A 26412-nucleotide genomic window follows, 5' to 3' on the forward strand; every position below is an offset into this window, starting at 1 on the left:
TCCAAAACCTGTCATTGCGAATGAAGCAAAGCGGAATGTTCGCGGAGCGTTCCCGAAGGGTAGCAATCGCAGAGTTTGAGATTGCTTCTCTGCGAGACGCTACGCGAACGCTACACTCCGTTTCGCTCGCAATGACAATTGGGCATTTTTTTACTTGGAGTACTCTAAAGGGGAGTTAGAACTTTCATTTGAACGCAGGCTCTCTTATTCCCTTTCTAGCCTTGTTAAAGCTTATATTCCCTAAGAGGCAATACTGTTTTTGATCGTGCTAAATTCCATTAGGACTTACGCAAAAGTCACGGAATTCCGTCATTACGAGCGTTCGACGAAGTCGTTCCCGTTCGGCAAAGCCGTTCTCGAAGAGTAGGGTAGCGACGTAATCGCCTGAAATTCTGGGATTGCTTCCCTACACGGAGCCTGTTGCGAGCGGAGCGTGGCAATCTCGGTCGCAATGACAAATTTTGCTTGCGTAAGTCCTGTCCATGATGAATCCATGAGATAGAGGTGTTATCTATCCTCATAGTTCATCAAACATCAATTTTGTCTGCAAAAGCCTCAGTAATTCCATCTAGCTTTAGTTAAGACTGCTAAGACGGATACAAGTTATTTTGAAACCCGTAAGTATAAATAAGTAGCACTTGCGATAAATTATCAATTGGATTAGCGATCGCAAGCATTCAGGACAGTTTTGGGAACTGGAAGGAGAAAATGTCCAATTCCCAGTTCAAGCAACTATGCCGGATTTAAAAACTTGGCTACAGTTTGTACATCCTTATCACCACGTCCGGAGCAGTTAATCACAATGTGGGGACTACCACTAAGCTGGGGACAGAGAGTTTCTAAGTAGGCGATCGCATGAGATGTTTCCAGCGCTGGGATAATTCCTTCTAACCGCGACAATCTTTGGAATGCTGCTAGAGCATCGGCATCTGTCACACTGTAATACTCAGCGCGAGCAGCATCTTTTAAATAGCTGTGTTCCGGCCCCACACCAGGATAATCTAACCCCGCACTAATTGAGTGTGCCTCAATTACTTGCCCATCTTCATCTTGCAGCAGATAACTCATCGCTCCGTGCAAAACACCAACCTGTCCTTTTGTCAATGTCGCAGCATGTTTATTAGTATTAACGCCTTCTCCCGCCGCCTCAATTCCAATTAACCGCACAGACGGCTCATTGACAAACTCATAGAATAGCCCCATTGCATTAGAACCACCACCCACACAAGCCATGAGAATATCCGGTAACCCACCCCATTTTTCTTGGGCTTGGGCGCGAGTTTCTTGTCCAATCACTGTATGGAAATCACGTACCATCATCGGGTAAGGATGGGGTCCTGCTACCGAACCTAGGATGTAGTGAGTTGTTTCCACATTCGTTACCCAATCCCGGATTGCCTCAGAAGTTGCATCCTTGAGAGTTCCGGTTCCCGCAGCCACTGGACGTACTTCTGCCCCCATTAATTTCATCCGGAATACATTCAATGCTTGGCGTTCCATATCATGAACGCCCATATAAATTATGCATTCCAGCCCAAAACGAGCGCAGACGGTAGCCGTAGCTACTCCATGTTGTCCAGCACCAGTTTCTGCAATAATCCGCTGCTTACCCATGCGCTTTGCCAACAACACTTGACCAAGGGCATTATTAATTTTGTGAGCGCCAGTGTGGTTTAAATCTTCCCGTTTTAAATAAATTTGCGGGCCAGTACCATCTGGGCGAGCATAGTGAGCAGTTAGACGTTCCGCAAAATACAAAGGCGTAGCACGTCCTACATAGTCTCGTAGCAGTTGTTGTAGTTCTGTTAGAAATTCAGGCTCATTGCGATATTGCTGATAAGCTGTTTCTAGTTCAGCAAGCGCAGGCATCAATGTTTCCGGGACGTACTTACCGCCAAAGCGTCCAAAGCGTCCTTGTGTATCGGGAACCTGAGCAGTAGATTGGGAACTTGGAGAGATGGGTGTGGTAGTCACGGACTGATTTCTATGACGGGACGAACTTAATTATAGAAAAGTCTGAGCCGTATAGGATACGAAGTGCGATCGCAAAACCTAGGCATTTACTCTAGAATCCCCATCCAAGTTGACACTTTACCCTTAACCCTCGACCCTAGACTCTTAATTAAAGTTTATGTCTTCTTCCAATTCTTCCGACAAACGTTTCATCTATCGCGAATTTGGCAACGATAACTCGCCTGCTTTGGAAAGACCCAATCTCGAATTACCACCGCAACAGCAAAATCTCAAAGTGCAAGCTACCCGCAAAGGACGTAAAGGTAAAACTGTCACTGTAATTAGTGGTTTTCAGTCTAAACCTGAAACCTTAGACGATTTAGTCAAACAGCTAAAAACCCAATGCGGTACAGGTGGCACAGTTAAGGAAAATGAAATTGAAATTCAAGGCGATCATAAGCAGAAAATTGTCGAGATTTTGACCAAGCTTGGTTATAAAGCTAAAATCAGTGGCGGTTAGTCACTAGCTAGATTTGCCTAGAATTACGAGCCGCACTGAGTCAATCGGCAAATGTTATCTTTGAGATCGTCAAGGATATCTGAGCAATTTTTAATTAGTTCATTAAAAGTCTGCTCGCTATTAAGATTAACAGGAGGTTTACATGGATTTAATTCGTCTTTTAGCTGCCATTTTTCTACCGCCTTTAGGTGTGTTTTTGCAAGTAGGTATAGGCAGAGATTTTTGGATTAATATCATCTTGACATTTTTCGGTTATCTTCCCGGAATTATTCACGCAGTTTGGGTAATTGCTAGGAAATAATTGTTTAAGAAGTCAAATTGGATGTGCGATCGGCATCAATTATTTAATTGCCGATCGCAAACAAGTTAGCTTAAATATTCACCTATACACATGACTATTGAATCACCAAGAGCATCAAAATTAAATTTGATGATTAAATCATCATCCAACACAATCTGTTCAATTGGGAAAATAGGCTAATAACTATTAATAATTTATAATTTTTAAATTATGCCTTCATATATTTTGATTAGTTCTCAAGTGAAGATAGAGAAAATATTGCAAATTATTGCAGATAATTCTTTATCCTAAAATAAAGAATTATGTATTTTTATCTAAATGGTAGTTTTTACCCTTCAGTTTTTAACACAATATATTTAACCTGATTTTAAAAAATTTTCTTATTATGGAAGAATCTTTCTTTGGTAATAGCAAAATTTTATTAGGGAAAAAAACACGGCGGAATTTTTTAATCTACATGGCTGGTAGTGGTCTTACCTCAGTCGCGATAGGATATCTCTTTCCAAAACCTAGCCAAAGTCGAGAGGTAGATTTAGAAACCCTTTGCTCGTTTTTCCCCCAGAATTCGCGTTGTGAAAATTATCTTCCCGGAGTTAAGGCGCAAGATACTAAAGGCGGGGTAATTCAGGCTAATACACTATTAGCCACCGCAACTCCCGGAATTCCCATTCCTGTTAAGGGATTAGCAAATGATAGCGTCGATTATCTGATCGTTAAAGACGGTCCCCAAATTGCCGAGTATGCTATAAGTCCGATTTGTACTCATTTAGGATGTACAGTTGAGTGGAATACCGAGAAAAACCACTTTATTTGTCCTTGTCATGGATCTCAATACGATTCGGTGGGTCGAGTCGTTCATGGTCCAGCTAAGCGTTCTTTGCCATTGATCACGGTAGTAGTTAAGCAAAATCAAGTTCGTTTAGTTGCAACAAAACCTGCTATCGATCCTCGATAATTTGCTAATTAATTTGTGGAAAATTCTCGCAGTTACAATACCTAATCATTAAGACAAAAACGGTAACGTAAAAAGCTATTTTGCTCAGCAATTAAGGCTACTTATAGACCTCTGAAGCGCCAGTTCAGTATGTACGCTCCAGACAGCCCTAATTTTAGAAAAGCTTACGATCGCGGTGATAGACTAGCTGCTGGTTTTGAACGCTGCTGCTGGTACAAGTTGAGAACTTTTTGGACATAGGTAGCGGTAAAGCCGCTATCACAGCCTTTATAGCTCCCAGTCATCCACCAACAAGCTACACCGCGCACAGCCGCAGTTTCATTATTGTTGGTAGCTAGAAACTGCTGGTTTAACTCACGGCGCGTGATACACGACACAACATAGCGTGCTGTCACGGGGCTGTTTTCAAACTGTGTCGGTGTTAGCTCTTTTTTGAGACAGTATTTTGACCATCCTTTGAGAGTTTCTGGTTTTACTTGCCATTGGCTGTAAAATCCATCGTTTTGAGAGCCTGTTTGCGGTGCAGCTTGTCGCAGCGCCTCTACCATCGCCGCAACTTGGGCATCAGAAATTTGCTGTTGTGCTTGAACTAACAATGGCGACAGTCCTAAGCTGACAACAACTCCGCCAAGTAGTAATCCTATGAAGTTTTTTCTCATAACTTTGGACTTATTCTAGAGACCAAAATGTAGCATACTACGTCTTTACATTTGGTAATAATTTTAAAATTTGCAGTCAAACCAATTTTGATGGCGATTGAAGACATAGCGTAGGCGTAGCCCGCCGTAGGCATCGCTATTTAAGTTTTGCTGAAAGTTAATGAGCGCTCTGCTAGGTTAAGAGCGTAAAATTTTTCATCAGTTAAATTTTAGAATACCAATAACTTGTATTTATCAGTTTGAAAAAAATGAGTATTTGCTACTATCAAGCGGAATGCATAGAGTAGAAGTAGAAACTTGATAGCTATTTAACGAATGGATTTATTTATATGCTAAATCATTTAAGAGAAATTCGTTATCAACAAGGTTGTCGCGATCGCGATGCTGGGTTTTTGCCCAAAATGCATGATTCTATTTATTTAGAGGCTTATCTCCAAGGAAGACCGGAAGGATTAGATGGCATCATTCAATATTTTCCTTCAATTGAAGCATACATGAAATGGAAACTTAAAAATCTGGGACATTCACTGTTTTGAAACTTTATAGATGCACACAATTTATCTACCTATTGATTGATGCGAGATATTGACGGATAGATATTGATGTAACAGGTAAGAAATCTATTACTAAAGTAGAAAAGACAGATGGTTGCGTCGGTTGTGGCGTTGCGTATGCTCTTGGTGTCGGCGTTGATTTTTTTGTCTCATGCAGCGACGTAAAGAAGATTTGAGACAGGTGTTTTATTGTTGCAACAGCCAATAATAAAACTCTTTTGACTTTTGTGCGGCGATACTAGCCATTTTTCTAGGATAGATTCTCCCCAATTTTCCGATGCCAGGTTTGAGTAAAACAAGGCAGGATATGAGCATCTCAGAAAATTTGTGGAGAAATTTAGATGTCTTCGTTACTAGAATTGTCTAACAGTTTAGCTGATACCGTAGAACAAGCTGGAAGTGCTGTGGTTGCAGTGAATGCTGGCACACGCATGTCCCCAAGTGGGATTCACTGGCGTCATGGTATCGTTGTTACTTCCGATGAGTCGCTTCAGCGTTATGACGAAATCAGCGTCACTTTATCAGATGGGCGTTCTGTCGCTGCTACACATCTGGGACATGACTCTAGCACTGATATAGCTGTCTTCCAACTCCCAGATGTAGAAACCCCTGTGGCGAAAATTGGCGATGCGACAACACTGAAAGTCGGTAATTTGGTACTGGGAATAGCTAGAAGCAACGAAGGCGAGTTGCGGGCGGCTTTGGGTGCTGTGAGTGTTATCAGTGGTGCTTGGCGGAGCATGAATGGTGGTAATATCGACCAATTCATCCGCCCAGATATTAACCTTTACCCAGGCTTTGCAGGTGGTCCGCTTGTAGATGCTGCTGGTTATGTGGTAGGCATGAACACATCAGGAAGGCGCGGTACAGCTTTAACTATTCCAGCGGCTACAGTCAATCGTGTAATCGATCAATTGATAGCAAAAGGACACATTGCCCGGGGTTATTTAGGTGTGGGAATGCAACCTGTACGCTTGCCGGATAACCTGAAAACAGCGTTGAATTTAACTGCTGCTACTGGTGTGATTGTTGTTAATGTCGAGTCTGCTGGCCCGGCTGATAATGCAGGTGTGCAGCTTGGCGATGTGTTGGTCACATTCGATGGCACAAATGTGAGCGATACAGCGGATGTGATGGCGCTGCTCAATAGTAGCGATCGCGTCGGTAAAACTGTCCCCATGCAAGTAGTGCGGGGTGGAGTGTTAGTTGAGTTAGCGATCGCAGTTGGCGAACGACCATTTGAGCAGTCCCCACGTTCAGAACGTGCGGAAAAAGCCAATGATTTCTCTCATCACAGAAGAGGGAGACATGGTAGGAGAGGTTCGTCCCATTCACGTTAACTAATTCAAGCAGAAGGAAGCAGGCTGTGTTTCGACTACGCTCAACAACCGGACAGAAGGGAATATGACTACAAAAATTACATACCTCACTGATGAATTGGCAACTTTAGCTGCTAAGTTACGCCACAGCACGGTTAAAGTTCAAAGCAATTCTCAAGGAGTTGGTTCTGGTGTAATCTGGCAAAGTGATGGGTTAATTATCACCAACGCTCATGTCGCAATTAACAACAAAGCAAAGGTGGAATTGTCCGATGGACGAGTGTTTGATGCTGTACGCACCCATTTCGACCCACAGCAAGATTTAGCTGCTCTGAAAATTATTGCCACTGACTTAAACACTGCAACTATTGGTGATTCTGATGCACTGCGCGTAGGTGAGTTAGTCTTGGCGGTGGGTAATCCGTTTGCTGATACTGGAGCAGTCACCGCAGGGATCATCCATGCTCGTCATCAGGGAGCAGTTATGGCTGATATCCGATTGTATCCTGGCAATTCTGGGGGACCGCTAGCCGACTGTCTCGGTCGAGTTGTGGGGATTAACACGATGGTCGTTAACGGTTTGGCTGTAGCTATCCCCAGTTTAGCTGTCAACCGCTTTTTGCTTGCTCCTAGTCGTCCGCAACTGGGAGTAACATTACAACCTGTGCTGATAGGTCAACGCAACTTTGGTTTATTGGTATTGTCTGTCCTTCCTGACAGTGCGGCGGCAAAGGCTGGTGTAAAAATTGGTGATGTGTTAATTGGCGTATCGGGTCAATTATTTACTAAAAGCGATGACCTGGGCAAATATCTGCAACAAAGCCAAGATCGGGAATCATTGCCGTTACAACTCTGGCGTGGCGGTCAGCAACTTGTTGTTTATGTTGAATTGCAGAGTGGGAAAACTGTGGTGGAGGCAACATGATTCGGGTGGTGGTAGTTGCTACTTCTCCTGTGGTGCGGGCAGGTTTATCGGCTGTTGTGAGTGGCAATTCCCAGATGAATGTTGTGGGGAGTGCATCCAACTTGGATACCTTGATCGGGGAAGTTGGGCAATTACAACCTGATGTAGTGCTGCTAGATTTAGGTAGCAATTCGCAATCATCAATCTGGGACAAATTGCTACTGTTTCAAGAGGAGCAATACCCTGTAGGATTTCTTGTGATTGCAGAGGAACCAGAAAGCATTAATTTAGAAGCGGCAATACGTTCTGGTGTTCGGGGTATATTACCTGGTGACAGTACAGAGTCAGAAATTATCGCTGCTGCGATCGCGATCGCTGATGGTTTAGTAGTGCTACACCCGGATTTTTTAGAGTTACTGCCCATACGGGAAAAAGTAGCGGCTACTGCCGTACAAACTCTGACACCAAGGGAAATTGAGGTATTAGAAATGCTTGGTTCTGGTTTAGGTAATAAAGCGATCGCTAAACACTTGCAGATTTCTGAGCATACTGTGAAGTTTCATATCTCATCTATTTTTCAAAAGCTTGCTGTCTCCACCCGTACCGAGGCTGTAACTGTTGGTGTCCGGCTGGGTTTGATTATGCTGTAATAATTAAGAAGTTTGTAGTAAAAACTTTAGTCCTGTTATTGAGGACTAAAGTCCTTACTACGAGAGATTTTTATTAAGCTTAATTACTCGGCTAATGATTGACCAGCTTTGCTCAATAACTTACCCAGCTTTTTCAATGGTCCTTTAAATCCCCTTGCTGCTTCCGCACCAGCTTGTTCGGTTTGTTCGCCTAGTTTCGTCAGCACTGGTGCAAAGTCTGCACCTTTAGCAGTTTTGCGCTTCAACAGTTGCTTAAGTTCTTTCAATCCATTGGCGATTTCTTGGAGATTTTCATCCTCAGACTTGTGCAGTAAGGTGTACCACGTATCGATTGCACCTTGCGCCGCTTCTGGCTCAATCTCTGTCAAGTCTCCTTCAAGAGTTTCTAGCAACGAGTCTATTTGTTCAATTTGCTCGCGGTCTTCTTGCTTACCCAAGGAAACGCCGATTTTGCTGAGTTGCTTACCCAATCTCTGCAAAGGAGTTTTCAGTTCCTTGTCAGCGTCAGAACCCAAGTCGCTTGTTTGTTCGCCAATTTCGATGAGTACTTCTCCAATCTCATGACCTGTGGCTTTACCACTTTTCACAAGTTGCTTGAGGTTTTTGAGACTATTAGCAATTTCTTTGATTTCTGGTTCTTTAGCTTTGTGCAAAGAACTATACCACTGATCAATTAAATTAACAGCGGCTTCATTATCTAAAGAAGTTAGATCCCCCTCCAGAGCTTCAAAAAGTGAATCTAGCTCCAAGTTATTGTTTTCATTGGTTTTTGTTGCTGTTGCACCTTCTTTTTTAGAGGCAGTTTCACTTTGTTTGTTCTTGCTTCCTTGTTGAGAAGTCATCTGTAAATTCCGTAGTTTGCTATGTACAGGTAACACTTTATAAAGTTCCTGAGAGCTTTCCCTCATTCTCAAGAGTCAATATTCTGCCACTTGTATATAGGCCCTGGGATAGAAACTATTTCTCAAGATTATGCGTTAAAGATTTCGGAAATGCTATTTTGATGCTGAACACCAACAAATAATTGCAGCTACATGCAACGAAGCGATCTCCATTTCCATATCACCTAGTAGGGTAGGCATTTCCCACTCTACACTTAAGCTTCAAGCAGTTGACAGCAAAGGTTATTGAGGTTGTTACCAAAGTAGCCAGAAAATCTACATTCTGAGTTTTGCAGTGCCTCATGGATTCTCTGAAGCTGCTGTTCTAGAGCAAAATTTGTAGGATATGTTCTACGTAATTGGTCTGCAATTGGTTGCAAAATTAACTGAGCTTGTATGTCTCTGATAGAGTTTTTGGCTGTGGTTTTCAACAGCGCATGACTGGAGAACAAAGAAAATTCTAAAGTTGTGAGTTCAGTAATGATGCGTTCAGTCAATTGGTGAGTTACATATTCCATGATGATCGGTTGCTGGGTATAGCTATTGAATTGGTTATCAATCAGCGATCGCCAAATTAAACTCTCCAAAGCTTCCAAAATCTTCGTTTTGGAAACAGCAGGGATAATATCTTCACACAATTGGTCAACAGTAGTCCATTCCCGATTAATTGCCAACCAATACATGATGCTTTGTTCTAATGTCGAGAGGCGCTGGAACTGTTGATTCAGTAAGCGACGAACACCATTAAAAATAACTGTATCATGTTCCAAAAATTCTCTTATATCGCCGTTAAATAAATCTTGAATTGAATTGGCGACAATCTTTAATGCTAAGGGAATGTTGCCATAGCGATCGCATAATGCTTGCCTTTGCAACTTAGAACCTTGCAATCCTTGTAGCTGAAGGATAGCTTGAGCCGCTTCCGGCGAACCTTTGACAGTGAGCGATCGTACCCCAAACTCTACACCTTCCAAAGCAGAAATTTCTCCTGGCTTTTCGCGGCTGGTGATGATTATACAACTCTGGTGGGCAGCTTCTCCAACTGCTCTCAAAAATTCTCCATAGTCTTTGTAGCCAGGGCGAAACTGTCCAGCACAACCTGCTTCCATGATGGTTTCCATATTGTCTAAAATCAGCAGACAACGGCAAGAACGCAGATAATGAATTAACCGTCCTATCTCTGCTTTCGTCTCTTGTTGATTCGATACAAATGTTACCAAGTCTGCCAATAGGGTTTCTAAGGTTGAAGCATTGCGGAGACTTCGCCAAATCAGAGAGTCGAATTCCTTCTGTCCACGCAACTTTGATGAAATAAGTATTTGATTTGCCAACTTTACCGATAGAGCTGTTTTGCCAATACCACCCATCCCCAACACTGCTACTAAACGACAACGTTGAGCCACAACCCATTGAGTTAGAGTTACCATTTCTGTAGTGCGCCCGGAAAAATTAGGTACAGCAACCACTTCGCCCCAATCATAGCGAGGAGTAGAAGTAAGTGCAGGCGGCACAGTTTTGGCAGAAGTTGAAGTTTCGAGTTTTGGAGAATTCTGCTGTTTTTCAAGGGAATGTTCAGTTAAGATTAGCTGCTGATGCGTTGTAATGTTGCGTCTTCTTCTTTGTAAAGCCGAACGAAAGTTGAGCTTGCTAACTTCTTCACCCAAAGCCTCTGTCAATATTTTCCAAAGTTCTGGGCCAACGTGGCGCTTTAGATAACCCACCGAGTACTGGTTAATCTCAGCAATTCGTTCATAAGTTTGCCCTGACCAGGAGCCTTTGAGTATGGCAATTTCCAAATCATTCAGTCGTCTTCCAAAGCGTGCGAAGACTGCTTCATCGGCAACTTCCAGCCCTTCCTCAAAGTTCATCGTGTACTAAAGGGCATTATTGAACATCAAAACTCTACCATATACCGGAACTTCACCTGAACTTTTCTGTAACTTCTTTAATCAACACTTACAAAGTGATATCAGAAAGTTACCTTTAGGCTTGAAATATGTTTATTTTGCAGACAGTTAATTTTAAATTTCAATTGAATTTAATTAATCCTAAATATTCCTAAAAGTTCAGCAAAAGTCAGGACGTTCTTAAAACTGATGGTTAGTTTGCGTAATTGGACAAGAGAAAGTTGATGACTAAATACAGATGCAACACAGTCAATCAAATCAAAGCTAGTTCAATAAAACTTTTTAGAAATAGCTAACAATTAATTCTTGACTGTCAGCATTCTTTACTTGATACAGTCTATAGATTTTGATTAATTAATAACTAAAAATTAGTTTTAACTGCCATAACTGGTAGATAAAGCCAAATTTATGTTGATACAAAGTCTATTGGACTAAAACTAAACCAATCACAATTACTAGAACATTTAAGGAGTAAATTATGGCTTACGCAGTGTATGATATCAAGCTTGAACAAGTCGGTCAGAGCATGAGCGACGGAGACACAATTCGGTTTTACGATCAAGGAAGAGTCTGCCCACCCGATCAAATTCAAATTGGTTTGCAGCTTGTTGGTAATGTGGACTGGTGGAAAGGAATTATCTTATTTAATCAAGAAGGTTACCAGACAGTAATCGACCGCGCAGGTCCAAATCGAGATGTTGCCTACGGAATTATAAAAACCTCCGATTTAATCGATATTAATCAGGAAGGAGGAGTTAAGTATCTTGTACTTGGTAAGGCAAAAGCTTTTGGTGTTCATACCAATGAATATTGTATTACCAACGCTAACCAGAAGTTGATCGGCGGTCATCAATACCTGTTCAAGTGGGAAAAAGACTAATAAGTAATAGAAAAAGCGTGAGATTTTCTTACTATTCAAAAAGGGCAAATATAGACAGAGATTTGCCCTTTCCTACTTACCTTTTTGAACAATATTATTGTAAGTTTTGGGTAGAGATTTAAGTTTTAATTACTACAAGCCATTAGATAACTTATACCTTTTCTCTAAAATCTGGCTACAAATGAATCTTCCTATCTCCCCGTCTCCGCGTCCCCGCGTCATTCATCATCTGTTGTCTACTTTTAGAGAATTGTTATTATTTTCTGCCGCCCTTAAATCAACTGAAACACAAATTAACCAATCGCAAAAGGAAAAACAATATGTTTAAGAAAAATCAAGGTAATCCTTCTGGAGCTACATCTAATGTCAAGAAATCGCTAAAGCTCATCGAACTAACGCAAGTAGATTTTGAGGAGCTTTCAGATGAGCAGTCAAAAGCAGTAGTAGGAGGGGGTAATAACGTACCTCAGGTTATTGCTACCAACACATTTTCCCTAAAATCCATAGCATGGCCTCCGGGCCCCTACTAAAGAAGTTGATTGAGTAATATTTTCGACAGGAATTTAGCTAGAGTACTCCAAGTAAAAAAATGCCCAATTGTCATTGCGAGCGAAACGGAGTGTAGCGAAGCAATCTCAAACTCTGCGATTGCTACCCTCCGCTTTGCTTCATTCGCAATGACAGGTTTTGGATCATTTATTGTTTGGAACACTCCTATTAGCCATAGGTGCAAAACCTATGGCTAATAATAGCAATTATCACAAAAACTATTTCTTCAAAAAGCGCTGACGCATACGAGATATAAAAGTATTTATCTCTGGGATCTTCAGCCATGAGGCAAAGATAGCAAAAACACCAATTCCTACTAAGCCAGCAATAGATAACTCTAACAGCAGAATCAGTAAATTTTCTTTACCGAACACCTGGCGACAACCTACCAAAGCAGCATAGCTAGCTACTCCAGACACTATGCTACCAGTAGTTAAACCGATAATTGGCAGACTCCACTCACGCCAAGGTAAACCATTGAGTTTGCGATCGAGCAACCATAACAGCATTAACATGGAGCTACAATTAACGCCTACTGTGGCTAACACCAAACCAGGAGCGCCAAAAGGTTTAACGAAAAACCAATCAAGTACAATATTTAGGAAGATATTAATAGTACTAATGCGAAAAGGTGTTTGACCGTCGCCCAAAGCATAAAATACTCTGACTAAAACATCACGCCCTAAATAAGCAAACATCCCAATACCATAAGCAATTAGCAACGAAGAAACTAGCTCTGTAGCCTCTTGCTTGAAAGCACCGCGCTCATACACTACTTGAACGATGGGGACAGATAAAGCTACCATCAACGCCCCTAACGGTAGCATAGTAAAGGCAGTTAGTAGCAATCCTTGGCGAATGCGTAATTTGAGATCGTGCCAATTTTCTGGAGCAGCAAGTTTGGCAAACATCGGTAATAGGGGCAACAAAATAATATTAGAAATAATCCCTAAAGGAGTTTGCACTAGAAGATTGGCATAGTTAAATCCAGCCGCTGCGCCGGGAATAGGACTGGCAAAGTAAAGATCTGTGGCAACATTAATTGGCATCATTCCAGAAGAAATGGTTGCCGGAGTCATGATTTTAATTACTTCTTGAACGCCAGGAGATTTAAAATCAAACCGCAGCTTTAATGTGCCTAACCCTAACCGCCATTGCACAATTAACTGTACCAACCATTGGAGAATTGCTCCTGCTAAAGTTCCCCAAGCTAACATCATGCCACCGATGTAAGCATATTCTGGCAGAATAATGTCTTTGCCATATTGCAGAGCTAAAATTCCAATGCCCGCAACAACGGTAATACTCGATAGTAATGGGCTAATGGAGAGTAACCAATACTGATTGGCCGCATTGAGTGTACCAAAGCCAATACCGATTAAACCAGAAAATAAAGCCATTGGAGCCATGATGCGGATCTGTTGAATAGCGATCGCTCTGGTGGTTTCTTTTAAACCATGACCGACGAAATCCACGATCACATCCGCAAACACAACTTGCGCCAAGGTTACTACTAACAGCACTCCAGCAACTAAGGTTGTCACTGTTTCCACAAGAGGCGCTGCTTCTTCTTGCTTGCGCTTGGCTAAAACACTAACAATGGCACTATGTAACGGCCCATTGACACCGCCGAGTAAAATTAATAAAAAACCAGGAATAATGTAGGCATAACTATAGGCAGTGGCAGCAGCACCAACACCAAAAGCCGCAGCGATCGCTTGCTGCCTTACTAAACCAAAAATTTTACTAATTAAGGTAGCAATGGCAACAATGCCAGCAATTCCAGCGAAAGAACGAGAGGGTTTGTGGTCTTGTTTGGTCACGAATAATACCCGAAAACTCTTGCTGAGTGGATATCTGAAAACATTAACCTGAAATTGTAGAGTGTGTCAGGCAAATTTTCACTAATAGCATTTTTAGGACTCTCATTTAAAGGCAGTCCCAATGAAAAAATTTAACTATCATCAATGAAATTGGGCATTAGGCATTAGTTATTTCTTCCTTTCCCTGCTTCTCTGCTTCCTTGCCCCCTACCAAACGCGAAGTAGTCTAAGGTGTGGTTGTGGGAGTAGGTGTAGGTGTTTCGGTGACAGTTGATGTCGGTGATGGCGTTGTTGTCACCGTAGGTGTAGGTATAGGAGTTTCGGTGACAGTTGGTGTTGGCGAGGGTGGGGTAGGAGTTTGGGCTGTAATGCTCAGTTGATAATCTGCTGCTTGTGATGCTGTGGAAACAACAACAAATTCATAAAATCCATTTTCAGGTAGTTTGGTTGACAAACTGCGTTTAGTGGAATCTTCCAAAAATGTGATTTTGCCAGAAGGCGAATAGATTGATAGCAAAACTTTAGAATTGGCTTTGAGATTTAGTTCTAAAGATTGCTCTTTGGCAAGTCCAGCAATAAAAACTTTGCCATTACCAGGGCTGAGAGTACCACTAACTGTTTTACTTGTAGCACCTTGGTCAAAGACGATTTTTTGAAAAGCACTACCAGCCAAAATCGCACTCAGTTTGTCGCTGACAAACCCGTACCATACTTGTCCAATGGGTTGATTGGCAAAATCCTTGTTACGCTGGGTGGGAAATGCGGCGAAGAAAGCAGCATCTCCCAGATCGTATAAAGAACGACTGCCAACATTAATTTGGTTAACTTCGACTTTCCAGTGATCGCGTTCTGCTGATGTGTAAGTTCCGAGTTGCTGACGTGCTTTTGTGCTGAGTTGTGTAAGTTTGTCTAATACTTCTGCTGCTTCTTGATCCCATTGTGCTCGCAAACTTTCATCTTCAGGGCGATCGCTGAGGATGCGTCCTTTTAAACTGGGATTTTTTTCCCAGAAGAGTTGATTGACCAAGTTAACGTAGAAGTTATAGTCTATACCCAACTGTTGCCTACGAGCGCTCAATCTATCTTTGCGTTGCTGTTCTGCTGGGGAATACTGAGGTGCAGTAGTAGTAGGAGTAGGTGTTGGTGAGGGTGAAATTCCGCCATCGTCTCCACCAGAACGTGAGTGAATGAGATTATTCACTCCCCACAAACCCACTCCTGCAATTCCCGCCGTTACTAGTACCACTAGGAAGGTTTTGGTTGGTGTCCAAGAATTTATGGGTTGAGGCGGAGGCGGAGCGATCGCCACTGGAGATGGATAACGGGGGGAAGCGATCGCAATTGTCTCAGATGTGGTGGGAGGAGTCGGAGCTTGAGTAGGCGGTTGCGTGGGTACGTGGCCTACCGTCTCTGGCTGGTTGAGCGCTTCTAGGACTTGGCGCACCGATTGGTAGCGATCGCCTGGTCTAGGCGATAGCATTTTATTTAATATTTGCCCCAAAGCTGGGCTTAAAGTAACTTCTCGTTGCCATTGCCAACTGAGAGTGTAAGTATCAATTAATTCTTGCGGCTGCTTTCCTGTCAGTAAAACTAACATGGTTGCCGCCAAAGCATATAAGTCGCTATGGGGAGACACCAAACCAGTTTGCATTTGTTCTGGAGGTGCAAATCCCACCTTACCTAGTAGAGTTGGAGCTGGTGGCGCTCCCACTACACCAGGTTGGTAATATTGAGAGGCTACCGTTGCTACTACTTGTTTAACTCCGCCAAAATCGATTAATACTGGCAATTGATCGAGCTTGCGGAGAATCAAATTATCTGGAGAAATATCCCGATGAATTACTCCTAGGGAATGGATGTAGTCCAAAACAGGGAGAATTTGCTGCAACAACTGTCTTATTTCCGCCTCTGTAAACCCCAAACCTTGCAGTTTGCGGGTATTTAATAAAGAGTTATAAGTTTGCCCCTCCACATAATCTTGCACCAAAAACAGGTATTCCTTACCATCCAAGTTGATGCGGAAATTTTCGCGGAAGCGCGGAATTTGAGGATGTTGTAGCTTGTAGAGAACACTAGCTTCTCGCTGAAATAGTTCTTCAGCTTTTTGTAAAACGTAAGCTGTTTGAACTTGGGGAGAAAATTCTTTTAAAACACAAAGTTCGCGGAAACGGTTGATATCTTCAGCTAAATAAGTGCGCCCAAACCCACCTTGCCCAATTTGACGCACAATTAAATAGCGATCGCCTAAAACTTGCCCTGGTTGGATACTATAACTTACGGGCGTATCTAATAATTTCTCACCGCAATTCAGGCAAAAGCGGCTACCTGCGGGATTTTCGTGTCCTTTGGAGCAATAGACAGGATGCATATTAATTAGTTAATAGTCATTAGTCATTAGTCATTTGTCATTTGTCAAGAGTTATAGTTATTTCTCCCTTCTCTGCTCCCTGCTCCACATTTCCCTTGCTCCTTAGTTGCCAGATTGTACCTTACTTACTTGATCGGCTGCGATCGCATACCAAATCTGACCGTAAGTTTGTTGATTCAGTTTCCCATGCGTCTGACCGGGAAACAAGCGATCAAATTTTTCGTATGTATCTTTTGTTAATTGGTTTAACGTATATTTACCAAACTGTCCAGCTTGTGCTTGTCGCCTCCAGGTATCGTAATCTCTCTGAGAGTAGCTTCCTAGTTTACGACGAGCCGCTGGGCTAAGATTAGCTTGTTCCAGTTTTTGCAACAGGTTTTCGGCGATACCATACCATTCCTCCCGTAATCCTGCATCTTCTGCTTTAGAAGTAAGGCTGCGTCCCTGTAATTCTGGCTTTTGTGTATAAAACAAATTATCTACCATCCGGATGAAAAATCCTTCCGGAATTTCCAGTTGTTGGCGACGACTTAAAATTTGGCTGATGCGACTTGTTCCTTTGTCACTAACTGGTTTACTTGTAGGAATTGATATTGATGGGATTTTTGGTAGAGAAATTGTCGATACACCACGAATAATGCCATTTACTACAGCAAAACTACCTGCGCCAACTAAAACTACCACAGCCGTTCCCGCTAGACTAACAGCAAAAGGACGCATCCAAGCAGGAACAGGCATTTTGTTAGCTATTAATTGCGTCTTGCTTTGGATTTTACTGATAATTTGATGAGTCTGTTTGCGTCCTGGGGCAACCACCATCGTCTTGATTTTGGTAATGTAGGGATTTGGTGGTTTAGTAGGAACTTGTGACGGTAGCTCTTTCAAGACTTGATTAGCACTTTGGTAGCGAGCATTAGGTTGATAAGCCAACATCTTTTTTAAGACTGCTTCAAGTTTGATACTGACTTTTATTTCTTTTCCCCAAAGCCAAATTCCTTGGTAACTGTCATAAAGTGCTTGCGGTTCCTTACCTGTTAACAGCACCAAAGCTGTGACCGCTAAAGAATATAAATCGCTATTAAAAAAAACTTTGCCTTGGCGTAGTTGCTCTTCTGGAGCATAGCCTTTTTTCCCCAACAAAGTATGATTTACAGCCAACTGAGTAAACCAAAAACCTTGAGAAGCTGGTAATTGCTTCACGCCACCAAAGTCAATCAATACTGGTAGATTATCAGAACGCCGCCAAATCAAATTCTCAGGAGAGATATCGCGGTGAACTACATCTTTGGAGTGAAGGTAAGACAGTACTGGTAATATTTTTTCCAATAATGCTAGTACTTCTTCTTCACTAAAACTCTGCCCTTGACTTTGACGCTGTTCTAATAACTGGCGATAATTATCACCATCTATATAGTCTTGTACTAAAAAGAAAAAATCTCTACCCCCTAACTTCTCTTGTAGCGAGGCGTGAAACTTCGGGATTTGGGGATGCTGGAGTTTTTTAAGGACATTTGCTTCTCGTTCAAATAACTCTTTAGCTTTTTGTAGATCCTGCTGTTCTTGTACTTGCGGTGCAAATTCCTTCAGTACGCATTGTTGGCCTAATTTATTTTTATCCTCTGCCAAATAAGTACGACCAAAACCACCTTGGCCTAATTGACGTATAATTCGATAGTGTTTATCCACAAGCTGCCCTACAGGAAGAGGCAAGGGTTCACCGCAGTGAGTACAAAAACGGTTACTGTCATTATTTACGTGTTGTTTAGTGCAATAGACCTGCATGGCGCTGAGGGATAAACTAGGTTTTTATAAATTGCTACAAGAGACTAAGCTATCTTTACAGAAATTTTTGCAACTCTTGCCTCGTCCAGCAATACCATGACGTTAACAAACAATTGTTACTTGTCTTGATGCCGTAATATTTTTGTTACAGCTTAATAAAGCTTCTGTTTCTCCTTGATGAGCTAAAACCATTGCAGTGGTAACAATTAGATTATTCTTATTGTGCCAATATTGAGTAATTTTGGTATGGTGAACAACTGGAGTGGGCAGGATAATTTTTCGATATAGTGACTACGCGATCGCAATTTGTTGCATTCTGGAAAAAAGCATCATGAACTGGAAATCACAACAGCAAAGAGCAATTACAGCGTTTGGTGATTTTTTGTCTACCCCTCTAGACACCCTACTACAACAGCATCTAGAAACACCAACTCAATCAGCCGTTTTGGCTTTATTTCATGATGTGGCTGCTAATGTCCCAGCTTACAAAGCTTTTCTAGCAGAACAGGGAATCAATCCAAATGCTATCCAGAGTTTAGAGGATTTTCAAAACTTACCAGCGATCGCCAAAGAAAATTATATATCGCGTTATCCTTTAGCTGATTTGTGCCGCAATGGACAGTTGTCGGAATGTGACATGATAGCGGCTTCCTCTGGTTCCACAGGTAAACCTACATTTTGGCCCCGTTTCTTCGCCGACGAACTCCAAATTGCTACACGCTTTGAGCAGATTTTTCACGATAGTTTCTATGCAGATACCAAACGCGCTTTAGCAGTAATTTGCTTTACTTTGGGTACATGGGTAGGTGGAATGTTCACTACCAATTGCTGTCGCTATCTTGCCAGCAAAGGTTACCCGATTACTGTCATTACTCCTGGTAATAATAAAGCAGAAATATTGCGTGCTGTACAGGAACTTGGTTTAGGATTTGACCAAGTTATCTTGTTGGGATATCCGCCTTTTCTCAAAGATGTAATTGATACAGGAATTGCTTGTGGTGTGCAGTGGCAGCAATATCATATCAAGTTAGTGATGGCGGGAGAGGTATTTAGTGAAGAATGGCGGAGTCTGGTTGCTGAAAGGATGGGTTCGCAAAATCCTTGCTACGACTTTGCATCACTTTATGGAACTGCTGATGCAGGTGTATTAGGCAATGAAACACCTTTGAGTATCTGCATTCGCCGTTTTTTAGCACAACATCCTGATGCAGCTAGAACTTTATTTGGGGAATCTCGCTTGCCAACACTGGTACAGTACGATCCCATCAGTCGGTTTTTTGAAGTGCAGAATGGCACATTGCTGTTTTCTGGAGATAATGGCATTCCTTTGGTGCGTTATAACATTTTAGATACAGGCGGGATCATTAGTTACGATGCCATGCTTCAGTTTTTAGCAGAATGGGGATTTGATCCACTCAAAGATGAACATATCTGCGTTGACACTCAAGCGACTAGAGGAATTCGTCAACTACCTTTTGTTTATATCTTCGGACGTTCTAACTTTACAGTTTCCTACTTTGGCGCAAATATCTACCCAGAAAATGTCACAGTAGGTTTAGAGCGATCGCCAATTCCTGAATGGGTAACAGGTAAATTTGTATTGCAAGTTAAAGAAGACGCAGATAAAAACCGATTCTTATCTGTGATTGTAGAGTTAGCACCAGGAGTAGAAGCGAGCGTTGATAAAAAACAGGCGATCGCATCCTCTATTCTCTCGCAACTTCTACGTCTCAATAGCGAGTTTGCTAACTACGTTCCCCCAGAATATCAAATGCCGCAAGTTGCATTAGCTCCTACTGGCGATCCAGAATATTTTCCCATTGGGGTAAAGCATCGTTATACCCGCAAGTAGCACGTATGCACTTGCACGCTATATCCAAGCGGATATCTGAGTGGATAATTTTATCTTCCACCTGGGATGTAGTCCTTATTAGACGTGGTTTTAACCATTAGGTAGTGTCTTGTATTCTGTCTCTATAGGAAACTGTACTAAGGATTGCAAATAAAGTCTTAGGTCGCTCAAGGCACAAGTTACTTAAGCTCTGTAATTTCCGCCAGTTCCCAAGTTAGAGGATTTTTAATGACTAATTGGATAGAAATCTCTGCTGAATACTCTGGCAAATCAGGAAAATTATCAGCAACCCGAAGACGATGGCAACGTTACTTTTTTCTGGGTTTAGCTACCAATTTAGTCTTTTGGGCTTTAGCTTTTCTGTATTTAAAAGTTACACCTTCAACCTATACTAGTCAGTCAGCTATTAATTTGCCGGGAGCAGCGTCAAATGCGAATGTGACATTGCCTGGTATTGGACAAGCTTCCTATGAAAACTCCTCTCCCTACTCTTCTACTTCAACTCAAGACCCAAGAGAAAATTATAAATTTATTGCTGAAAGCGAACCTGTATTGAAAACAGCAGCAGCTTTAGCCAATATGCCTGCACAAAAGTTTGGCAAACCGCGCATTAAGGTACTAGATAACACCACTATGATGACGGTTGAATTCCAAGGTGCAAGCCCTGAAGAAGCTCGCAATAAATCTTTAGCTTTTTATAAAGCATTGGAATTAAGACTCAATCAACTTAGAACTCAAGAAGGTATCCGACGAGACGTAGGTTTTCAAACATCCCTAGATTCCTCGCAAAAAAAATTGCAAAGCGCTCAGAAGCGTCTTTCTGATTACAAAGCACGTTCAGGTTTGAACTCCGACGAGCAAATTAAAGACCTAACAACAAATATTGAACAGCTACGCAGACAAAGAGCCGAAATACAAGCTCAACAGCAGCAGGCTAGTACTCGTCTGGCGCAACTATCAGCTAACTTGAAACTATCTCCCGGGCAAGCTACAGATGCTTTTGTCCTGCAAACAGATCAGATATTTCAGCAGAACTTAAAAAACTATAGTGAATCTAGTGGTGCTGTAGTTGCTTTAGAATCCAAATTTTTGCCTTCCCATCCAACAGTAGTTGCAGAGAAAGCCAAGCGTGATGCTGCGCGAGAAGCTGTGCTAGCTCGTGGTCAGTCTCTCTTAGGGAGGTCGGTCAGTTTAACAAGCTTACAACAATTAAACCTTAGTAGCACAAACTCTGGCACCGCTTCTCGGGAAGCTCTTTTGCAGCAACTGATTACAGTTCAGGCAGACCAAAAGGGATTGACAGCCCAAGCTCAAGCACTAGATCAACAAATTTCCCAGCTTGAGAATAGGCTTAAAAACTTGGGACAGTTGGAGTCTAACTTGGATGCTCTCAAACGGGATATGCAAGTTGCTGAAGCAGTCTTTTCTTCTACTCTGACTAGACTGGATATTGGCAAGTCAAATGCCTTTGGTTCTTATCCATTGATTCAAATTGTTGCAGAACCTAGTTTACCCAATAGTTCTTCTTCACCAAAAAAATTATATGTTTTTTTTGGTGCGGCGGCTGGCTCCGCTTTTGCGACTAGTGGTTTAGTGTTACTCTGGCTGCGCGATCAGAAACGCAAAAATATAACACCTAAAGATATTTAGATAGTTATACATACGTGCTGAGACATTACATACTTAGAATCAGAACCAAGACCAAGAGAGTCAAATGTTTAAGAAGCTCTAGAAACCAAAATAAATTTATATATTACAACTGAACATTTGTAATTCCCGATTGGATGAAACCTCAAAATTTAGAAGAAAAAGTAGTTTGGTACTGCCTCATAGGAATTTATGGCTTTTACTTCTTGGGAGCGCAATACATCTTAATGTCTATAATTGCATGGTTGCTCACTTTGTACCTATGCAAAAAGATTTGGAACCAAACAGAAAATACACCAAATGAAGAAAAAGTAACTATTCCTTTGACTGTATGGGTTTGGATTATTTCCATGTTAGCCATGGAAGTTGCTTTATTTGTTGCTCATACCAACTTTGATTTAGGAATAGCAAGGATAGTAACTTCAACAATTAATTGGGCTAGAACATGGGCTTACATGGCATTATTTCCTCTAATTGGGTGCCTGAATATCCGACCAAAATTGCTTTACCGTGGTGTCTGTATTATCTGTTTACAAAGTATAATTTTTATTCCCATTTGCTATCTAGCCTTTACATTACATCTACCACCTACTTTATACACTTCTCCACTGCGGATTATAGGAGGTAATGGCGCGGAACTCTATAACGTAGTACTTTATGGTTTTGAAGAAGAAACTTATCAAACTCGGTTGCAATTATTTGCACCTTGGCCTCCAGCCTTGGGACTCGTAGCCTGCATCTATTTCTTGCTTGTATGTCAAGAGCCTAATAAAAAATGGCGATTTATTGGCATGATTGGTTCTGTTGCCATGATTATAGCGTCATTTTCACGCTTGGCTATTCTATGTATTGTCATTGTTCCATTACTCACTTGGTTTTTGGCTAATATAACTCGACCAAAGATCCAAATTGCAACAGGAGTAGTAAGTTTTTTTGCAGGTATTTTTGCCCCTCCACTCATCAATTTTCTTCAAACCTCTAAAGAACAGTTCTCTAAAGCTCGTGCCAGTTCTTCGCAACTTAGAGAACTCTTAGGTCGCGTAGCCCTAGAACGTTGGAAAGAAGCACCTATATGGGGACATGGAATTGTTGAGCCGCGTGGACCTGCGTTTACAAAACATATGCCTATTGGTACTCACCACACCTGGTTTGGTCTTTTGTTTGACAAAGGATTAGTAGGTGCGGTTGCATTGTTTGTTCCTTTGATATGGAGCTTTATAGATTTACTTTATAAGTCACACAAAAATCCAACCGCCAGGATAGGGTTAAGTGTACTGTTAGTTCTCATTTTCTTTACTTTTGGTGAAAGAATAGAGGGTCTAGCTTATCTTTATTGGCCAGGTTTAGTGCTTATGGGAATTGCGTTTAAAGAAAAAACGTAAACTCTTATTTTTATTATTTTTATAAAAAAATATAGTCTTACTCTGTAAATTCTTTTAGCTGCGAACTCAACATTAGTATGAAGATTGCTTATCTCATTCAAAGTCATAAAAATCCAAAACAGATATATAGACTTGTCAAAACTATTACCCAATCAAGCCCCAATTCTTACGTTTTAGTTAGTCACGACTTCAAGTCTTGTAATTTAGATATAACACCCTTACAGCAATTACCAGAGGTTCAAGTGATAAATGGTCAAGGAGGACGAGGAGATTTTTCTATAGTTCAAGGTTATTTAGACGCTGTTAACTGGCTTCTTAGCCATCATATTGAATTTGATTGGCTTATCAACATCACTGGTCAAGACTATCCTACTCAACCACTGCCTAAAATTGAGAAATTTCTGGCTGAAACCAAGTATGATGGATTTTCCTGCTATTTTGATGCGCTTTCTGATTCAGAGCAAAATCCTTGGGAAAGAAGGAGAAGGGAAGGCAGCGATCGCTATCTGTACCAGTACTGGCGTTCTGGCGGTTATTTATCACTTTGGCAACGAGCATTAATTAAATTTCCTCGAATCGTAATTAATAATACTCAGCCCTTTATTAGAATTAATTCTTCTTACGGTTTAATGGTAGGAATTCGTGCTGTTTCTCCTCCATTTAATGATAAATTTTTATGCTATGCAGGTTCTAATTTTCATACTCTCTCAAGGAAGTGCGTTCATTATTTACATGAATTTTCCAACCGAAATGCCCAATTTAGGAATTACTACCAAAAATCTTGTATTCCTGATGAATCTTATATACAAACTATTCTAGTTAATAATGGTTTGTTGAAGATTTTTAATCATAATAAACGTTATATGAATTTTAATGATACTCAAAATGGCCATCCTAATATAATAACATTAAATGATTATTCAGCATTAATTAAAGAAGAAATTCATTTTGCTAGAAAGTTTGATTTAGAACAAGACAGCAAAATTCTAGATATGTTAGATAAAAGAGTAATAAAATCTTGTTAATAATTAGCGATAAGCCATTTAACTATTGAATTATATTGCGAACATAATCATTAAATGCTAATGAATAACCTGAAGCAATTATTATCAAGCCAATTTATTCGCAATGTTGGTTGGCTAGGAGGAGCGGAGTTGGCAAATCGTATCTTCCGCTTAGGGACAACTATTACTCTTGCTCACCTGTTTAATCCTTACGATTACGGTTTAGTAGCAGTTGTTTTGACTACCAATGAATTTGCAACTGTTTTTACCCTCAGGTCTGGGATTGGGTCTAAAATTATTCAGGCAGATGAACAGGATTTAAAAGTTATATGCGATACGTCGTACTGGCTGAATTGGATTTTATGCGGTTCACTTTTTGCTATTCAGTGTATTGCTGCCTTTCCAATTGCTTTATTTTATGGAAATAACCAAGTTATTTTGCCAATTTGCATTACCGCTTTAGTCTACTTAATGCTACCGTTTTTCCTGGTCCAGTCTGCACTAATTCAACGAGAAAATCGGTTAAATATCACGGCGTTATGTAATGTCACTCAGTCGTTACTCTGCAATATTTTAACAATAGTTCTAGCCATACTAAAATTTGGAATGTGGGCCGCAGTCTTACCCGCTGTTATAACCACTCCCATATGGATAGTAATTAATTGTATGAATCATTCCTGGCGACCTCCCAAATCATTCAAGCTTGAAGGTTGGAAGGAAATTACTAATTTTGGCAAAGATATACTGGGCGTTGAATTATTAAGTAAGCTAAGAGGTAATATAGATTATTTACTAGTTGGACGTTTTCTAGGAATTAATGCCCTAGGAATATACTATTTCGCATTCAATGCTGGATTGGGAATAAGTTTAAATGTAATGAATGCATTTACTTCGGCTTTGTTTCCTCATCTTTGTGCAGTTCGCTTAAACTTACAGCAGCTTAAAAAGCGGTATTTTAGTAGCTTCAAATCAACTGCAATAATCGTAGTTCCATTCATTCTTTTACAGTCGAGCTTGGCTCCATTTTATGTACCGATTGTTTTTGGGCAAAAATGGGTATCGGCAATTCCAGTTTTAGTTCTTATCTGCCTTTCGGCTCTGCCACTTCCTCTTTATAATGCCACTGCTTTGCTACTCAACGCCATAGGAAAAACTCATATCAATCTGTACTGCAACTTAATTTACACAGTGTTATTCGCAATTGCCTTACTAGTATCTGTGAAATGGGGAATCTTCTGGGTAGCTGCAACAGTACTTATTTGTCAGGTAATAGCGCAGCCTATTTTTAGTGTCTGGGCTATTAGATATGTCTTCGCCAAAAATTCATCTTTCTCAGTTGCGCAAAAATCATAAATACGAGTTAAATTGTTTGATGCCTGCTAACTATACTTCTTCATTGATAACTGACAAAAACTCTAACTCAACACCTGAAAAGCTTAAAGAACTTCTGCACAAAGCTTTAGAAAAGTTAGAAGCATTTGAACAGTGTGCGTTACTGGACTATCCCGATCATGGCAATATAGGCGATCACCTTATCTGGCTGGGTGAAGTATTTTACTTAACTGATGTTTTAAAAACAAAAATCAACTACGCTACAAGTATTGATGATTTCTCTGAAGCAGAGATGGAGAAACAGGTTGGTAAAGCTCCTATACTCCTCCATGGCGGGGGTAATCTAGGCGACCTTTGGCCGAAATTTCAAAACTTTCGTGAGCGGATTATTTCTAAATACAAAGACCGCCCAATTATTCTCCTGCCGCAAAGCTTTTATTTTGCTCAACGTTCTAATTTAATGAAAGCTGTCGATGTCTTTAATTCCCATCCTAATTTGACTTTGTTTGCCCGTGATGATTACAGCTATGAACTTGCTACTCAATATTTCTACAACTGTCAGGTAATCAGAGCACCTGATATGGCTCTGGAAATGGTTAAAATGCCGGGTCTATCATTCAATTCTTCTCGAAACCACTCTATCCTGTATCACTGCCGCAAGGACAAAGAGTTGAATCCAACCTCCTCTCCTGTCTCTATTGATCTACCTGATTTAGTAGTAGAAGATTGGCTTACTATAAAAGACGAAAAAAAATCTGACAAAGAGATTACTAGCGGGTGGGTTAATCAGCACATAGCTAGAATTTCGGAAGGCTGGGAACAAGGCATACTAATTCCTACTGAGTGGGGATTACGGCAGATATGTAAATATTTCCATCCATATGCTTCTAAATTCAATAGCCTCTATAACCCCTACATGCATCGCCGCTCATTAGGTTTCATGCATCAAGGTATTTATCAATTTAAGCAGCATCGTCTCATTATTACAAACCGATTGCATGGTCATATTCTCTGCATTCTGATGGGCATTACCCATATCTTTTTACCTAATGATTACCATAAAAATGAAGCATTTTATGAAACTTGGACTTACTCAATTCCATTTTGCAGATTCGTAAAAGAACCTTCGCAAATCAAAGTTGCTGCTCAAGAGCTATTGGATTTATTTCCTAACTAAGGATCTAGTAGCG

The 26412-nt window shown here is 41.0% G+C and carries 22 protein-coding genes; 15 read left to right on the plus strand and 7 right to left on the minus strand.

The window, feature by feature from the left end:
- Positions 1-732 precede the first annotated feature (732 nt).
- Positions 733-1974 carry a tryptophan synthase subunit beta gene (trpB, locus tag BV375_RS20175; protein ID WP_086763596.1) on the minus strand — a complete coding sequence of 414 codons (1242 nt, stop codon included), beginning with the start codon at positions 1972-1974 and terminating at the stop codon, positions 733-735.
- Positions 1975-2131: 157 nt separating this feature from the next.
- Between trpB and BV375_RS20180 the strand changes: the two genes are divergently transcribed.
- The 3 genes from BV375_RS20180 to BV375_RS38775 all read left to right on the plus strand — a co-directional run bounded on the left by BV375_RS20180 (position 2132) and on the right by BV375_RS38775 (position 3729).
- Positions 2132-2473, plus strand: coding sequence for a translation initiation factor (locus BV375_RS20180; RefSeq protein WP_086687584.1), 342 nt, complete (start codon positions 2132-2134; stop codon positions 2471-2473).
- Between the two features lie 142 nt (positions 2474-2615).
- Positions 2616-2774, plus strand: coding sequence for a YqaE/Pmp3 family membrane protein (locus tag BV375_RS20185; protein ID WP_086763598.1), 159 nt, complete (start codon positions 2616-2618; stop codon positions 2772-2774).
- Between the two features lie 385 nt (positions 2775-3159).
- Positions 3160-3729, plus strand: coding sequence for a Rieske 2Fe-2S domain-containing protein (locus BV375_RS38775; RefSeq protein WP_086763600.1), 570 nt, complete (start codon positions 3160-3162; stop codon positions 3727-3729).
- Positions 3730-3893: 164 nt separating this feature from the next.
- Here BV375_RS38775 and BV375_RS20195 read toward each other — a convergent pair whose 3' ends face one another.
- Positions 3894-4388, minus strand: coding sequence for a hypothetical protein (locus BV375_RS20195; protein WP_086763602.1), 495 nt, complete (start codon positions 4386-4388; stop codon positions 3894-3896).
- Between the two features lie 329 nt (positions 4389-4717).
- Between BV375_RS20195 and BV375_RS20200 the strand changes: the two genes are divergently transcribed.
- The 4 genes from BV375_RS20200 (at position 4718) to BV375_RS20215 (ending at position 7815) form a co-directional block, all read left to right on the plus strand.
- The gene (locus BV375_RS20200) at positions 4718-4924 is read left to right on the plus strand and encodes a hypothetical protein (protein ID WP_086763604.1); all 207 of its coding nucleotides are present in this window, start codon (positions 4718-4720) and stop codon (positions 4922-4924) included.
- Between the two features lie 359 nt (positions 4925-5283).
- Positions 5284-6282, plus strand: coding sequence for a trypsin-like peptidase domain-containing protein (locus tag BV375_RS20205; protein WP_086763606.1), 999 nt, complete (start codon positions 5284-5286; stop codon positions 6280-6282).
- Positions 6283-6346: 64 nt separating this feature from the next.
- On the plus strand, positions 6347-7186 hold the full coding sequence (locus tag BV375_RS20210; protein ID WP_086763608.1) for a trypsin-like peptidase domain-containing protein: 840 nt from the start codon (positions 6347-6349) through the stop codon (positions 7184-7186).
- The gene (locus BV375_RS20215; protein ID WP_086763610.1) at positions 7183-7815 is read left to right on the plus strand and encodes a response regulator transcription factor; all 633 of its coding nucleotides are present in this window, start codon (positions 7183-7185) and stop codon (positions 7813-7815) included. The genes BV375_RS20210 and BV375_RS20215 overlap by 4 nt, the downstream gene beginning before the upstream one ends.
- Positions 7816-7898: 83 nt before the next feature.
- On the opposite strand, the gene BV375_RS20220 is transcribed toward BV375_RS20215, so the two are convergent.
- Entirely contained in the window at positions 7899-8657 is a 759-nt protein-coding gene (locus BV375_RS20220; RefSeq protein WP_243713990.1) for a hypothetical protein, read from the minus strand.
- Positions 8658-8911: 254 nt separating this feature from the next.
- Positions 8912-10564 carry an NB-ARC domain-containing protein gene (locus tag BV375_RS20225; RefSeq protein ID WP_243713991.1) on the minus strand — a complete coding sequence of 551 codons (1653 nt, stop codon included), beginning with the start codon at positions 10562-10564 and terminating at the stop codon, positions 8912-8914.
- 517 nt (positions 10565-11081) lie between these two features.
- Here BV375_RS20225 and BV375_RS20230 point away from each other — a divergent pair.
- Positions 11082-11483: a hypothetical protein gene (locus BV375_RS20230; RefSeq protein WP_086763614.1), complete on the plus strand. Its 402-nt coding sequence runs from the start codon at positions 11082-11084 to the stop codon at positions 11481-11483.
- A 320-nt stretch (positions 11484-11803) separates the two neighbouring features.
- Positions 11804-12013, plus strand: a complete 210-nt coding sequence (locus BV375_RS20235; RefSeq protein WP_086763616.1) for a hypothetical protein — start codon at positions 11804-11806, stop codon at positions 12011-12013.
- 237 nt (positions 12014-12250) lie between these two features.
- Here the strand turns inward: BV375_RS20235 and murJ are convergent, their stop codons facing one another.
- From murJ to BV375_RS20255, 3 genes are all read right to left on the minus strand, one after another.
- A complete protein-coding gene (murJ, locus tag BV375_RS20245) occupies positions 12251-13855 on the minus strand; it encodes a murein biosynthesis integral membrane protein MurJ (protein ID WP_086763619.1) in 1605 nt (534 codons plus the stop codon).
- A 226-nt stretch (positions 13856-14081) separates the two neighbouring features.
- Entirely contained in the window at positions 14082-16223 is a 2142-nt protein-coding gene (locus tag BV375_RS20250) for a serine/threonine-protein kinase (RefSeq protein ID WP_086763621.1), read from the minus strand.
- A gap of 102 nt (positions 16224-16325) precedes the next feature.
- Positions 16326-18005 carry a serine/threonine-protein kinase gene (locus BV375_RS20255; protein WP_086763623.1) on the minus strand — a complete coding sequence of 560 codons (1680 nt, stop codon included), beginning with the start codon at positions 18003-18005 and terminating at the stop codon, positions 16326-16328.
- Positions 18006-18336: 331 nt separating this feature from the next.
- Here BV375_RS20255 and BV375_RS20260 point away from each other — a divergent pair, with 331 nt between their 5' ends.
- The 6 genes from BV375_RS20260 to BV375_RS20285 all read left to right on the plus strand — a co-directional run bounded on the left by BV375_RS20260 (position 18337) and on the right by BV375_RS20285 (position 26399).
- Positions 18337-19857 (plus strand): phenylacetate--CoA ligase family protein, encoded by a 1521-nt coding sequence (locus tag BV375_RS20260; RefSeq protein WP_086763625.1) that lies wholly within the window; start codon positions 18337-18339, stop codon positions 19855-19857.
- Positions 19858-20085: 228 nt separating this feature from the next.
- Positions 20086-21507, plus strand: coding sequence for a hypothetical protein (locus tag BV375_RS20265; protein WP_086763627.1), 1422 nt, complete (start codon positions 20086-20088; stop codon positions 21505-21507).
- Positions 21508-21641: 134 nt separating this feature from the next.
- Entirely contained in the window at positions 21642-22886 is a 1245-nt protein-coding gene (locus tag BV375_RS20270; RefSeq protein ID WP_086763629.1) for an O-antigen ligase family protein, read from the plus strand.
- A 77-nt stretch (positions 22887-22963) separates the two neighbouring features.
- On the plus strand, positions 22964-23911 hold the full coding sequence (locus tag BV375_RS20275) for a beta-1,6-N-acetylglucosaminyltransferase (RefSeq protein WP_086763631.1): 948 nt from the start codon (positions 22964-22966) through the stop codon (positions 23909-23911).
- A 54-nt stretch (positions 23912-23965) separates the two neighbouring features.
- Positions 23966-25243: a lipopolysaccharide biosynthesis protein gene (locus tag BV375_RS20280; protein WP_086763633.1), complete on the plus strand. Its 1278-nt coding sequence runs from the start codon at positions 23966-23968 to the stop codon at positions 25241-25243.
- Positions 25197-26399, plus strand: a complete 1203-nt coding sequence (locus BV375_RS20285) for a polysaccharide pyruvyl transferase family protein (protein ID WP_243713992.1) — start codon at positions 25197-25199, stop codon at positions 26397-26399. Before BV375_RS20280 ends, BV375_RS20285 begins: the two co-directional genes overlap by 47 nt.
- The last annotated feature ends 13 nt before the right edge of the window (positions 26400-26412 follow it).

It is taken from the genome of Nostoc sp. 106C, assembly GCF_002154725.1.
Taxonomy (GTDB): Bacteria; Cyanobacteriota; Cyanobacteriia; order Cyanobacteriales; family Nostocaceae; genus Aulosira.